Origin of the sequence: Streptomyces sp. NPDC101178 (genome assembly GCF_044767965.1) — a bacterium.
GTDB lineage: Bacteria > Actinomycetota > Actinomycetes > Streptomycetales > Streptomycetaceae > Streptomyces.
The window spans coordinates 146,313-159,903 of the sequence record NZ_JBIWOZ010000007.1; the positions used below are offsets into that span (position 1 = coordinate 146,313).

A 13,591-nucleotide genomic window follows, 5' to 3' on the forward strand; every position below is an offset into this window, starting at 1 on the left:
CGGCGTGGGCGGGAAACCGCCGTGGCGGCTAACCGCCCTGCGTGGACCAGGTGTTTCAGGCCACCGAGGCGAGCGGTTGTCCGCTGCTGTCGTGGTGGATGGGGGTATGGGCCCCGGTGAGCGGTACGCCGCTGCCGCCGCGCCGGACCGCGACGATCTCGGCGGCGATGGACAGGGCCGTCTCCTCCGGCGTACGGGCGCCGAGGTCGAGGCCGATCGGCGAGTGGAGCCGGGCCAGTTCGCGGTCGGTGAGGCCGGCCTCGCGCAGCCGGTCGTTGCGCTCCAGGTGGGTGCGGCGCGAGCCCATCGCGCCGACGTAGGCGACCGGGAGGCGGAGGGCGGCCTCCAGCAGGGGGATGTCGAACTTGGCGTCGTGGGTGAGGACGCAGAGCACCGTACGGGCGTCGGTCTCGGTCCCCTCCAGGTAGCGGTGGGGCCAGTCGACGACGATCTCGTCGGCCTCGGGGAAGCGGGCCGCGGTGGCGAAGACCGGGCGGGCGTCGCAGACGGTGACGCGGTAGCCGAGGAACTTCCCGGCGCGCACGAGGGCGGCCGCGAAGTCGATCGCGCCGAAGACGATCATGCGGGGCGGCGGGACGCTGGACTCGACCAGGAGCTGGATCGGCCGGCCGCAGCGGGAGCCCTCCGCACCGATGGCGAGCGGGCCGGTGCGGCCCGCGTCCAGGAGGGCGCGGGTCTCGGCCGCGGCGGTCCGGTCGAGCGCCGGGTGGCCGCCGAGCCCGCCTTCGTAACTCCCGTCGGACCGGACCAGGAGCGGGAGGCCGAGCAGCTCCTCGGGGCCCTCCGTGACGCGGGCCAGCGCCGCCGCCGCTCCTTCGGCGGCGGCCGCGAGCGCCGCGGCGAACACCGGGCGGGCGGAGTCGTCCGCCCGTACCGGTGTGACCAGGATGTCGATGACGCCGCCGCAGGTCAGGCCGACCGCGAAGGCGTCCTCGTCGCTGTAGCCGAAGCGCTCGCGGACGGACTTCCCGTCCTCAAGGGCCTGTTGGCACAGCTCGTACACCGCCCCCTCCACACAGCCGCCGGAGACCGACCCGATCGCCGTGCCGTCGCGGTCGACGGCGAGGGCGGCACCGGGCTGCCGGGGCGCGCTGCCGCCGACCGCCACCACGGTGGCGACGGCGAACTCGCGTCCCTGCGAGACCCACCGGTGAAGCTCTTCGGCGATGTCCAGCATGGCGTCTCTCCTTAGGTGAGGGAGGGGATGGTCGGCCGGCGTCAGTGGACGCCGAGCCAGCTCTCGATCGGGTTGAGGGCGAAGAAGACGATGAAGATCACCGTCAGCCCCCACATGAAGCCCCCGACCTCGCGGGCCCGGCCCTGGGCGAGCTTGATGGCGGAGTACGCGATGACACCCGCGGCGACACCGGTGGTGATGGTGTACGTGAAGGGCATCAGGACCACGGTCAGGAAGACCGGGATGGCGACGGAACGGTCGCTCCAGTCCACGTGCCGGGCGTTCTGCATCATCATCGCGCCGATGACGACGAGGGCGGCGGAGGCCACCTCGGTCGGCACGATCGCGGTGAGCGGGGTGAAGAAGAGGCAGGCGGCGAAGAAGAGGCCGGTGACGGCGGACGCGAGCCCGGTCCGGGCCCCTTCGCCGACGCCGGTGGCCGATTCGACGAAGACCGTCTGGCCGGAGCCCGAGGCGACACCGCCGATGACACCGCCGGCGCCGTCGACGAAGAGCGCCTTGGACAGGCCCGGCATGCGGCCCTTCTCGTCCGCGAGCTTGGCCTCGGTGCCGACGCCGATGATGGTGGCCATCGCGTCGAAGAAGCCGGCCAGCACCAGGGTGAAGACGATCATGCCGACGGTGATCACGCCGACGTCGCCCCAGCCGCCGAACTCGACGTTCCCGAAGAGCGAGAAGTCGGGCGTGGCGACCGCGCTGCCCTCCAGGGCCGGCGGGCCGCTGCTCCAGGACTTCGCGGGGATGTCGACGATCGCGTTGATGACGATGGCGACCAGCGTGCCGACGATGATGCCGATCAGGATCGCGCCGGGGATGTTGCGCGCCTGGAGCATGAAGATCAGGAGCAGGGTCACGCAGAAGATCAGGACGGGCCAGCCGGCGAGTTCACCGGCCGGGCCGAGGGAGACGGGGGTCGCCACACCCTGGTGGACGAAACCGGCCTTGTAGAGGCCGATGAGGGCGATGAAGAGGCCGATGCCCATGGTGATGCCGTGCTTGAGCGCGAGCGGGATCGCGTTCATGATCATCTCGCGGAGGCCGGTGACCACCAGGAGGCAGATCACCACACCGTAGATCACGCACATGCCCATGGCCTGCGGCCAGGTCATGTTCGGCGCGACCTGCGAGGCGAGCACACCGGAGACGCTGAGCCCGGCGGCGAGCGCCAGGGGCACCTTGCCGACGAAGCCCATGAGCAGGGTCGTCGCCGCCGCCGCGAAGGCGGTCGCGGTGATCAGGCCCGGCTGGCTGAGGAGGTTCCCGTTGACGTCCTCCCCGCCGAGGATCAGCGGGTTGAGCAGGAGGATGTACGCCATGGCCATGAAGGTCGTGACGCCGCCGCGCACCTCGCGCGCGACCGTGGAGCCTCGTTCGGATATGTGGAAGTACCGGTCGAGCCATGATCTTCCGGCGGGGACGCGCGAGCCGGGGCCCGCGGCCTCCGGACTGGTCTTCGGTTCCACTGACTGCTGGGTCATGATGCCTGACTCCCAAGGTTCACAGGGGCACCCGCTTGGAGATTCCTGAATGCGGGATTTGGGATGACTGCGTCGGCTGCACGACCCGGGGACGGCCGGGACGAACTGTTGAAGCAGATACGGATGTGCCGGCGGCACGGATGATCCGTGAGGCGCTGCCGTGCTGGTCGTGCACGGGGAAGAACCGCGAGCGGTGCGGTACTTGATGTCTCCGGGCGGTGCGGGGTGCGGAAAAGTGTGACGTTCTCGGCTCAGCACACCGCCCGGAGAGTTCCGGGGGGACCGCTCGGTGGCGGAGGGCGGGGCCGGGGGTCACCCGGCCCCGCTCTCTCAGGTGCCGGTGAGGTGCTCGGGGCGTACCGGGGTCCTGTCGAGCTCCAGGCCCGTCGCGTTCCGGATCGCCGCGAGGACGGCCGGGGTGGACGACAGGGTGGGGGCCTCGCCGATGCCGCGCAGCCCGTACGGGGCGTGCTCGTCGGCGAGTTCGAGCACGTCGACGGGGATGGTCGGCGTGTCGAGGATGGTGGGGAGGAGGTAGTCCGTGAAGGAGGGGTTGCGCACCTTCGCGGTCTTCGGGTCGACGATGATCTCCTCCATCACCGCGACGCCCATGCCCTGGAGCGTGCCGCCCTGGATCTGGCCGAGCACGGAGAGCGGGTTGAGTGCCTTGCCGACGTCCTGGGCGCAGGCCAGTTCGATGACCTTGACCAGGCCGAGCTCGGTGTCGACCTCGACGACCGCGCGGTGCGCGGCGAAGGAGTACTGGACGTGGCCGTTGCCCTGTCCGGTACGGAGGTCGAACGCCTCGGTGGGCCGGTGGCGCCACTCCAGCTCGATGTCGATCGCCTCGTCCTCCAGGACGTCGGCCACGTCCGCGAGGACCTCGCCGCCGTCGGTGACGACCTTGCCGCCCTCCAGGAGGAGTTCGGCGGTGGCCCAGGCCGGGTGGTAGGTGCCGAACTTGGTGCGGCCGAGCTCCAGGACCTTCTCCCGTACGGCTTCGCAGGAGTTCTTGACCGCACCGCCGGTGACGTACGTCTGGCGGGAGGCGGAGGTGGAACCGGCGGAGCCGACGCGGGTGTCGGCGGGGTGGATGGTGACCTGGTTGACACCGAGTTCGGTACGGGCGATCTGGGCGTGGACCGTGACGCCGCCCTGGCCGACCTCGGCCATCGCGGTGTGCACGGTGGCGACCGCCTCACCGTTGATGACCTCCATCCGCACGCGGGCGGTGGAGTAGTCGTCGAAGCCCTCGGAGAAGCCGACGTTCTTCAGGCCGACCGCGTAGCCGACACCGCGCACGACGCCTTCGCCGTGCGTGGTGTTGGAGAGGCCGCCGGGCAGCGCCCGGACGTCGATGGAGGCGCCTTCGCTGCCGGCCGCCAGCCACTGCTGCTCGGGCGGCAGCGGCCGGGACTTGACCCGGCGCAGCAGCTCGGCGACCGGGGCCGGCGAGTCGCAGGGCTGTCCGGTGGGCAGCAGGGTGCCCTGCTCCATGGCGTTGAGCTGGCGGAACTCCACCGGGTCCATGTCCAGCTTCGCGGCGAGCTTGTCCATCTGCGCCTCGTAGGCGAAGCAGGCCTGGACCGCGCCGAAGCCGCGCATCGCGCCGCAGGGCGGGTTGTTGGTGTAGAGCGCGACCGCCTCGATGTCGACGTCCTCGATGACGTACGGGCCGACCGAGAGCGAGGAGGCGTTGCCGACGACCGCCGGGGAGGCGGAGGCGTAGGCGCCGCCGTCCAGGACGATCCGGCACTTCATGTGCGTGAGCTTGCCGTCCTTGGTGGCGCCGTGCTCGTAGTGGAGCTTGGCCGGGTGCCGGTGGACGTGGCCGAAGAAGGACTCGAACCGGTTGTAGACGATCTTGACCGGCTTGCCGGTGCGGAGCGCCAGCAGGCAGGCGTGGATCTGCATCGAGATGTCCTCGCGGCCGCCGAAGGCCCCGCCGACGCCGGAGAGCGTCATACGGACCTTGTCCTCGGGCAGGCCGAGGACGGGGGCGATCTGGCCGAGGTCCGAGTGCAGCCACTGGGTGGCGACGTACAGCTCGACGCCGCCGTCCTCCGAGGGCACGGCGAGACCGGACTCGGGGCCGAGGAAGGCCTGGTCCTGCATGCCGAAGGTGTACTCGCCGGTGACGATGACGTCGGCGCGCTTGGCGGCCTCGTCGGCGTCGCCGCGGATGATCGGCTGGCGGTGCACGATGTTGGGGTGCGGGACGTGGCCGATGTGGTGGTCGTCGCGGCCCTCGTGCACGAGCACGGCGTCCGGGGCGGTCGCCGAGGCCTCGTCGGTGATGAGCGGCAGCTCGCGGTACTCGATCTTGATCTTGGCGGCGGCGCGGCGCGCGGTCTCCGGGTGGTCGGCGGCCACGATGGCGACCGGCTCACCGTGGTGGCGGACCTTGCCGTGGGCGAGCACCGGGGTGTCCTGGATCTCCAGGCCGTAGTTCTTCATCTCGGCCGGGAGGTCGTCGTACGTCAGAACCGCGTAGACGCCGGAGGTGGCCAGCGCCTCGGAGGTGTCGATGGAGACGATCTCGGCGTGCGCGACGGTGGAGCGCAGCGTCTGGCCCCACAGCATGTCCTCGTGCCACATGTCGGAGGAGTACGCGAACTCTCCGGTGACCTTGAGGGTGCCGTCGGGGCGGAGCGTGGACTCGCCGATGCCGCCCTTGGTGGGGGAACCCTGGGTGATCTTGGTGGGGGTTCCGGCCGGGACGCTCTGCGCCTTGACGGGCGTCGTGGCTTCGGGGTGCGTCGTCATGACTGGACCGCCTCTTCCTGGCGGGCGGCCGCGAGGCGCACCGCGTCGAGGATCTTCTCGTAACCGGTGCAGCGGCACAGGTTGCCGGAGAGTGCCTCGCGGATGTCCTGGTCGGACGGGGAGGGGGTGTTCTCCAGCAGTTCGTCGGCGGCGACCAGCAGGCCGGGGGTGCAGAAGCCGCACTGGACGGCTCCGGCGTCGATGAACGCCTGCTGGATCGGGGACAGGTCGGCGGCCTCGCCGGCCTGGCCGTCGGTGGGCTTGGACTGCCAGCGCTTGGCGGCGTCCAGCGTGGTGCCGCAGGCGCCGGAGGCGCAGCCGCCGCCGGGGTGGGCGTCTTCGCGGTGCCTGGCGTAGTCGGCCAGGCCCTCGACGGTGACGACCTCGCGGCCCTCGACCTGGCCGGCGGCGACGAGGCAGGAACAGACCGGGACGCCGTCCAGGCGGACCGTGCAGGACCCGCACTCGCCCTGCTCGCAGGCGTTCTTGGAACCGGGCAGCCCCATACGCTCACGCAGCACGTAGAGAAGGGACTCGCCCTCCCACACGTCGTCGGCTTCCTGCGGACGGCCGTTGACCGTGAAATTGACTCGCATGGTTACGCAGCTCCTTCCAGCGTGCGGCCCGCGCCGCGGTACTGCTCCCAGGTCCAGCCGAGCGTGCGGCGGGCCATGATGCCGACCGCGTGCCTGCGGTACTTCGCCGTGCCCCGTACGTCGTCGATCGGGTTGCAGGCGCCCGAGGCCAGGGCGGCGAACTGCTTGGCGATGGCGGGGGTGATGATCTTGCCGCTCTCCCAGAACCCGCCCTCTTCGAGCGCGGCGTTCAGGAAGGCCTCGGCCTCCTTGGCCCGGACGGGCGTCGGGGCGGCGGAGCCGATGCCGGTGCGCACGGTGCGGGTCTCGGGGTGCAGGGCGAGGCCGAAGGCGCAGACGGCGATGACCATCGCGTTGCGGGTGCCGACCTTGGAGTACTGCTGGGGCCCGTCGGCCTTCTTGATGTGCACGGCGCGGATCAGCTCGTCCGGCGCGAGGGCGTTGCGCTTGACCCCTGTGTAGAAATCGTCGATAGGAATCAGCCGCGTTCCGCGTACGGATTCGGCCTCCACCTCGGCTCCGGCCGCGAGCAGCGCCGGGTGGGCGTCACCGGCGGGCGACGCGGTGCCCAGGTTGCCGCCGACGCCGCCGCGGTTGCGGATCTGCGGCGAGGCGACGGTGTGCGAGGCGAGCGCCAGGCCCGGCAGCTCGGTGCGCAGGTGGTCCATGATGGCGCTGTACGGCACCGAGGCGCCGAGCCGTACGCTCTCCTGGCCCACCTCCCACTCGGTCAGCTCATCGACGCGGTTCAGGTCCAGGAGGTACTCGGGCCGCCGGTGGTCGAAGTTGATCTCGACCATCACATCCGTGCCGCCCGCGATGGGCACAGCCGTGGGGTGCTCGGCCTTGGCGGCGAGCGCCTCCTCCCAGCTGGCGGGGCGAAGGAAGTCCATGAGTGGCTCTCTTCTTCTCAATCGGGTCGTACACCGGGGCTGGGGACGGCCGGCCCTCGTCTGCCTCGTGTGGCTCGTTCATGTGGTGTTCATGTGGTGTGTGGCCCAGTACACAAGCCAGGACCCGGCGGGTGCAGTCACCGAAACACTGAAGGAGTTGGCTGGTCTCCGTCCTCGTCTTGTAGATTCGAACGAATGGCGGGGATCAGTAACCTCGCCGCAATTCACAGTTACCCGTTCACCCCCTGTGGTCCCCACCCCTTCCCCCCTTCACCCACCTGCTCATCCCTACGGAAAAGATCGGCGGCGACGAGATGCGGCTGCGCGCACTGCTGGAGACCGACGCGCTGGGCCTGCGGCTGCTCGGCGGCGAGGACGAGCTGGACCGCACGGTCCGCGGCGTGATGACCACCGACCTGCGCGACCCCAGCCGCTACCTCTCCGGCGGCGAGCTGGTGCTGACGGGGCTCGCCTGGCGCCGCGACGCGAGCGACTCCGAGCCGTTCGTACGGATCCTGGCGGGCGCGGGGGTGGCCGGGCTCGCGGCGGGCGAGGCCGAGCTCGGCGACATCCCCGCCGACCTGGTGGAGGCGTGCGTCCAGCACCGCCTGCCGCTCTTCGCCGTCAACGAGACGGTGGCGTTCGCGACGATCACCGAGCATGTCGTGCGCCAGGTCTCCGGCGAGCGGGCGGGCGACCTGGCGGCCGTGGTGGACCGGCACCGCCGGCTGATGACCTCGGGCCCGGCGGGCGGCGGCCCCGAGGTGGTCCTGGACCTCCTCACCTCCGACCTGGACCTGCGGGCCTGGGTCCTGTCCCCCACCGGCCGCCAGATCGCCGGGGCGGGCGCCCCCCTGCCCACTCCCCTGGGTGCGGCCCTGGCCGGGCACCACCTGGCGGCGACCCGCACCGGGCGCCGGGGGCCCCACCGGGCGGCCGTCGCCGGTTCGACCTATTCGCTCTTCCCGATCCGCAACGCCGGCCGGGGCGCGGTCCCGGCCGCCCGGGACGTCCGGGAGTCGGTGCTCTCCGACTGGCTGCTCGCCGTCGAGGCGGACGCCTCGGACTGGCCCGCCGCCCGGCTCGACCTGCTCCAGGGCGTCACGCAGCTGATCGCGGTCGAGCGCGACCGCCGCGACGCGGCCCGTACGGTACGCCGCCGGCTCGCCCAGGAGGTCCTGGAGCTGGTGCAGGCGGGCGCGGCTCCGGCCGAGATCGCCGCCAGGCTGCGCGTCGCCGCGCCGGTCCTGCTGCCGGGCCTCGGGGTGGCGCCGCAGTGGCAGGTCGTGGTGGCCCGGGTCGACTGGACCGCCGGGGAGACGACGGGGCCCGCGGGCGTCCCGGGCGACATCGCGGGCGGCCCGGTGGCCCAGGCCCTGCTGGAGGAGATCCTCGTCGACCCGGCGGTCAGCGGCCCCGACTCCGCCGACCGCATCGCCGTCGCGCACACCGGCGAGGAGGCCATCGCCCTCGTACCGCTTCCGGCCGTGCCCGCCCCCCTCCCCGAGGCGGTGGGCACATCCACCGACAACGCCCACAACGCGGCCGGCCCGGCAGAGGACTCGGCGCCGCAGGATCCCGCACTGCACGCCGAGGCGCTGCTCGCCTCCGTACGCGAACCGCTCTCGGCCGGACTCGCCGACGACGGGCGGCTGACCCTGGGTGTCAGCGCCGCCGTGCACTCGGCGGAGGGGCTGCGCGGCGCGCTGGAGGAGGCCCGGCACGCCCGCCGGGTGGCGGCGGCCCGGCCGGGACGGGTCTGCGCGGCCGGCCACCACGAGCTGGCCTCGCACGTGCTGCTGCTGCCGTTCGTCCCGGACGACGTCCGCCGCGCCTTCACCGCCCGGCTGCTGGATCCGCTGCGCGACTACGACCGACGCCACCGCGCGGAGCTGATCGAGACGCTGGAGGCCTTCCTGGACTGCGACGGCTCCTGGACCCGCTGCGCGGCCCGGCTCCACCTCCACGTCAACACACTGCGCTACCGCGTCGGCCGCATCGAGCAGTTGACGGGCCGTGATCTTTCGCGTCTTGAGGACAAGCTCGACTTCTTCCTCGCCCTGCGCATGAGCTGACCTTGCGCCCCACCGGGCGCCGGTGAGCTCCCCCCGTTTGTGAATTCCTTCACCTGACATCGGTCGGACCTCTTGGCCCGGCGGGCCGATCCGTGCTGAGATTCGGCGGTACTCAACAGCACAATGGCGCGCTCGGGGAGGGCAATGTGGCGGATACCGCCATGTCTGGTTCCGGAACGACAGCAGATGACGATCCGCCGCTCCAGACAGCGGTATGGCGGCTGCGGTCCCGCGCCTGTTGGACGGATGCCGCCGCCCTGCTGGAGCCGCACGCGCTGACCGATCCGGCGGCGGCGATCCAGCGCACCGCCCTGCTGACCGAGCGCTGTCTCTACACCGGCGAGGGCTGGACCCACGCCGAGGACGCCCTGCGCGCCGCCGAGGCGCTGGCCCGCAGCGACGACGAGCGCGGCGGGGCCGCCTGCGAACGGGGCCATCTCGCGTACGCCTCCACCCTGCTGGGCGTACGGGACCGGGCCGACGAGGCGAGCGTCGCACTGAGCCGGGCGGCGGCGCTGCTGGCACCCGGCGCACCGGGCCGGCCGCTGCTGGACTTCCGGCGCGGGCTGATCGCCCAGAACATCGCGGACTCGCCGCAGTCCGCGCGCGCCGCGTACCGCCGGGCGCACGCCGGAGCCGCCGCGCGCGGCGACGAGCTGCTGCTCTCCTTCACCTGGCGCCACCTCGCCGCCCTCGCGCTCCAGGAGGGCGAGCTGGCCGAGGCCCGGCACGGGTTCGCGGAGTCGCTGCGGATCCGGGAGGAGCTGGGCTACCTCGTCGGTACGGCCCCGGCGCTGATCTCCCTCGCGGAGGCGGAGCCCGAGCCGGAGGCGGCGGCCCGGCTGCGCGCGGAGGCTGGACGGCTGTTCCGGCTGCTCGGCGGTGTGCCGACGTGGCTGGCGCCGCACCTGGGAGTGCCGGGACCACGGCCGGCGGCGGCGAGCTGAGGGCCGCTGCCCGCCCGGCCGGTCAGCCCTCCGCCCCCGTGAAGTGCTCCCGTACCAGGGCCTGGACGACCGCCAGGTCCTGGGCGATCAGGGCGTCGAGCAGCGCGGTGTGTTCGGCGGCGTCAGCCAGCAGGTCGGCGCGGCGGGTGGCCGGGCCCGCGACCGGCGGCCACTGCGAGCGGCGGTGCAGCTCGTCGGCGACGGTCACCAGCTGCTCGTTGCCGGCCAGGGCGAGGACCGCGCGGTGGAAGGCCCGGTCGCACTCGGCGTAGCCGGCCCGGTCGCCCACCGCCGCCGCCGTGACCGTCGCGTCGGCCAGCGGACGCAGCGCGCCCCACCGGTCGGCCGGGACGGTGCGGGCCAGCCGGAGCATCACCGGTACCTCGATCAGGGCACGTACCTCGGCCAGCTCCGCCAGCTCGCGGGGACCGCGCTCGCTGACCCGGAAGCCGCGGTTCGGCACCACCTCGACGGCACCCTCGACCGCCAGCTGCTGCATCGCCTCGCGCACCGGGGTCGCGGAGACCCCGAAGCGGGCGCCGAGCGCGGGGGCGGAGTAGACCTGGCCGGGGATCAGCTCGCCGTCGACGAGCGCGGTACGCAGGGCCTCCAGGATCTGGCCCCGGACGGAGTGACGGATCACACGTGGGGCGGGCGGCTCGCCGCGGGTGTGCTCGCCACGGGCGCGGTCCACGCCGTCGGCCCGGTCCGCGTCCTGCGGACGGCCGACGCGTACCTGTTCGGGAACCCGGCCGGTCACCGGGGTGCCCGCGTACGCGCCGGGCCCGTACGGCGGCCGTACGCCCTCTCGCGCGCCGCTCTGCTCCACCCGGACCTCCTAGGGGGCTTGCGGGCCGGGTCGCGTGCGCCCGGCCCCCCGTGCACGATAGAGGGAGGAGGCTGCAGTTCAAACATCGATCGCGTCGGGTAAGGTAAGCCTTACCTCTAAACGATCCCGATTCGGCGGTCCCTGAATGACGCTCACCCCGCTGCTCGCCGGCGCCGCGACGTCCCCCATGACGGCCGCGTACGCCCGCCTGACCGCGGTCTTCCCCGGGCTGCGCGCCGAGGTGCTCGACGAGGGCGCGAGCGCCCCGACGGGCGCCGGCTGGGTCGGCGCGGCCGAGCTGGCGGCCGGCGGAGCGGCCGTGGACACCTTCCTGGCCTGGGACAACGCACAGGTGCTGCGGGACTACGGACAGCAGGCCCGCCCGGACGTGGTGGCCAGCTTCGGCCTCCACCGGTACGCCTGGCCCGCCTGCCTGCTGGTGACCGTGCCCTGGTTCCTGCACCGCCGGGTGCCGCGCGTCCCCGTCGAGGACGTCGCCTTCCAGCGGGCGCTGGGGCACCTCACCGTCCGGGTCCGCGCGTTCGCCTGCCTGCCGGACGACCCGGCGGCCGATCTGCCCGGCGCCCGGGTGGTCCCGGACGAGGCCGCGCTGCGGGCCGAGGTCCTGGCCTCGCTCACCGAGCACCTGGAGCCGGTGCTGACGGGGTTCGGACCGCGCATGCGGCGAGGGAAGCGGGCGCTGTGGGGGATGGCGACCGACGAGATCGTCGAGGGCCTCTGGTACATCGCGCACCTGCTCGGCGAGGAGCGCCGCGCGATGGCCGAGCTGGAGCTGCTGCTCCCGGGCACCACGAAGCCGTACGTCGGCACCGCGGGCTTCCGTGAGCTGACCGGACCCGAGGGCCAGTCGCTGCCGACCCGGGACCGGGCGAGCTGCTGCCTCTTCTACACCCTGCGCCCCGAGGACACCTGCGTCACCTGCCCGCGTACCTGTGACGCGGACCGGGTGCGGAAGCTCGCCGCCGCTTCCTGATCCGCACCGCGTCCACACCGCCCGTCCGGAGGACGGAGATTCGAACGCAACTCGGTTGATCCGAGAGGTGGTTCGAGAAGATTCCACCCATCGATAAGCTCTCCCACCCCCATGGCGTGCTCTTGTCCCGAAACCCGCGGAGCGGGACGGGAATTCCGTCACGATGGCGCACGAAACGCCCTACGTGACGCAAGGGACCGCGCATGAGACTGACCGACATATCGCTTGACTGGCTGCTTCCGGGCGCCGTACTGCTCGTGGGGGTCATGGCGGCGGTGACGGTGGTCGCACGCGGCAAGCGTGCCGCCGGCAAGGCCGCGGCCGACGACTCCTGGGAACGGAGCGAGGAGCGCCGCCGCCGCAAGGAGGCGCTCTACGCCACCGCCAGTTACGTCCTGCTGTTCTGCTGCGCGGCGGTCGCCGCCGCGCTGTCCTTCCACGGGCTCGTCGGCTTCGGCCGGCAGAACCTGAACCTGAGCGGCGGCTGGGAGTACCTGGTCCCGTTCGGGCTGGACGGTGCCGCGATGTTCTGTTCCGTACTGGCCGTACGGGAGGCGAGCCACGGAGACGCGGCGCTCGGCTCCCGGCTGCTGGTGTGGACGTTCGCCGGGGCCGCCGCCTGGTTCAACTGGGTGCACGCACCGAGGGGCATGGACCACGCGGGCGCTCCGCACTTCTTCGCGGGGATGTCCCTCTCGGCTGCGGTGCTCTTCGACCGCGCGCTGAAGCAGACCCGCCGTGCGGCGCTGCGCGAACAGGGCCTGGTGCCCCGTCCGTTGCCGCAGATCCGGATCGTCCGCTGGCTGCGGGCGCCCCGGGAGACCTTCGGCGCCTGGTCGCTGATGCTCCTCGAAGGCGTACGCACGCTGGACGAGGCGGTCGACGAGGTGCGGGAGGACCGCAAGGAGCAGGAGCAGAACCGGATCCGCCGCAGGGAACAGGCCAAGCTGGACCGGGCCCGGATCAAGGCCCTGAACCGGCAGAACCGGGCCTGGGGCCGCGGCCGCCTCGGCCACCAGGTGGACGTCCAGGCCCTCGCCCCGGCGCCGGGCGGCACCGCGCCGCCCGTCGCGGAGCCCGCCATAGCGGAGCCGGGTCAGCTGCCTCTGCGACCCCGGCCATCCCTGCAAGCCGTCGGCCAGAAGCAGCCGGCGGACGGTTCGAGCTCGAAGAGCCTTGGCCCTTCGAACCCGGGAAGTGACGCGCGGACCGTCGACCTCACCGCGGAGGACGACACCCAGGCACTCCCCCGGCTCGACTCGCTGGAACAGAAACTGAAGGATCTGGAGCAGCAGTACACGGGTTCATGACCCGCACGCGTGCGGCGGAGGGACGTTCAGATCCCTTCGCCGCGCAGCTCGAACCAGACCACCTTCCCCAGGGCCCGCGCCTCGACCCCCCAGGCGTCGGCCAGACTCCGCACCAGGATCAGCCCCCGGCCGTGCGTACCGTCGTCGGCGTTCGGTACGTACGGCGCGGGCAGGTCCGCCTCGAAGTCCTGGACCTCCACGCGCAGCGCGGCGGGTGTCGCCGTCGCGGTGACCACGGCTCCGTGCCGGGTGTGGATCAGCGCGTTGGTCACCAGCTCGCTCACCAGCAGCTCCGCCGCCTCGATCCGTTCGGGGCCGGAGCGATGCCGGAGGAACTCCCGCAGCTCGCGCCGGACTTCACCGACCGCCGACCGTTCCGTATGGCCCACTCTCCGATGCATCCGAGCCGGCTGCTGCGGCACCGTCCCCGGCCTCCGGCCCCGGGGACCGCGCCCCTCGCCGGCCTGGGCCCTCTTCTGACGCT

The 13,591-nt window shown here is 72.6% G+C and carries 11 protein-coding genes; 4 read left to right on the forward strand and 7 right to left on the reverse strand.

Going from position 1 to position 13,591, the window contains the following annotated elements:
* Nucleotides 1-55 precede the first annotated feature (55 nt).
* From ACIRR8_RS21100 to ACIRR8_RS21120, 5 genes are all read right to left on the reverse strand, one after another.
* Entirely contained in the window at nt 56-1,198 is a 1,143-nt protein-coding gene (locus ACIRR8_RS21100; protein ID WP_404066901.1) for an XdhC family protein, read from the reverse strand.
* Nucleotides 1,199-1,239: 41 nt separating this feature from the next.
* Nucleotides 1,240-2,697, reverse strand: a complete 1,458-nt coding sequence (locus ACIRR8_RS21105) for an NCS2 family permease (protein ID WP_404066903.1) — start codon at nt 2,695-2,697, stop codon at nt 1,240-1,242.
* Nucleotides 2,698-3,027: 330 nt separating this feature from the next.
* Entirely contained in the window at nt 3,028-5,463 is a 2,436-nt protein-coding gene (locus ACIRR8_RS21110) for a xanthine dehydrogenase family protein molybdopterin-binding subunit (RefSeq protein ID WP_404066905.1), read from the reverse strand.
* Complete coding sequence (locus ACIRR8_RS21115) at nt 5,460-6,059, reverse strand: (2Fe-2S)-binding protein (protein WP_404066907.1); 600 nt, start codon at nt 6,057-6,059, stop codon at nt 5,460-5,462. Before ACIRR8_RS21115 ends, ACIRR8_RS21110 begins: the two co-directional genes overlap by 4 nt.
* A 2-nt stretch (nt 6,060-6,061) precedes the next feature.
* Nucleotides 6,062-6,952, reverse strand: a complete 891-nt coding sequence (locus tag ACIRR8_RS21120) for an FAD binding domain-containing protein (protein ID WP_404066910.1) — start codon at nt 6,950-6,952, stop codon at nt 6,062-6,064.
* A gap of 314 nt (nt 6,953-7,266) precedes the next feature.
* Here ACIRR8_RS21120 and ACIRR8_RS21125 point away from each other — a divergent pair, with 314 nt between their 5' ends.
* Both ACIRR8_RS21125 and ACIRR8_RS21130 read left to right on the forward strand, forming a co-directional pair.
* On the forward strand, nt 7,267-9,027 hold the full coding sequence (locus ACIRR8_RS21125) for a PucR family transcriptional regulator (protein WP_404066912.1): 1,761 nt from the start codon (nt 7,267-7,269) through the stop codon (nt 9,025-9,027).
* Between the two features lie 161 nt (nt 9,028-9,188).
* Nucleotides 9,189-9,974, forward strand: a complete 786-nt coding sequence (locus ACIRR8_RS21130) for a hypothetical protein (protein WP_404066914.1) — start codon at nt 9,189-9,191, stop codon at nt 9,972-9,974.
* 22 nt (nt 9,975-9,996) lie between these two features.
* Here the strand turns inward: ACIRR8_RS21130 and ACIRR8_RS21135 are convergent, their stop codons facing one another.
* Complete coding sequence (locus tag ACIRR8_RS21135) at nt 9,997-10,803, reverse strand: GntR family transcriptional regulator (protein ID WP_404066917.1); 807 nt, start codon at nt 10,801-10,803, stop codon at nt 9,997-9,999.
* Between the two features lie 145 nt (nt 10,804-10,948).
* On the opposite strand from ACIRR8_RS21135, the gene ACIRR8_RS21140 reads away from it, so the two are divergent.
* The gene (locus ACIRR8_RS21140; RefSeq protein WP_404066919.1) at nt 10,949-11,797 is read left to right on the forward strand and encodes a (2Fe-2S)-binding protein; all 849 of its coding nucleotides are present in this window, start codon (nt 10,949-10,951) and stop codon (nt 11,795-11,797) included.
* Nucleotides 11,798-12,000: 203 nt separating this feature from the next.
* Entirely contained in the window at nt 12,001-13,107 is a 1,107-nt protein-coding gene (locus ACIRR8_RS21145) for a DUF2637 domain-containing protein (RefSeq protein ID WP_404066922.1), read from the forward strand.
* A 26-nt stretch (nt 13,108-13,133) separates the two neighbouring features.
* Here ACIRR8_RS21145 and ACIRR8_RS21150 read toward each other — a convergent pair whose 3' ends face one another.
* Entirely contained in the window at nt 13,134-13,496 is a 363-nt protein-coding gene (locus ACIRR8_RS21150; protein ID WP_404066924.1) for an ATP-binding protein, read from the reverse strand.
* Nucleotides 13,497-13,591 lie beyond the last annotated feature (95 nt).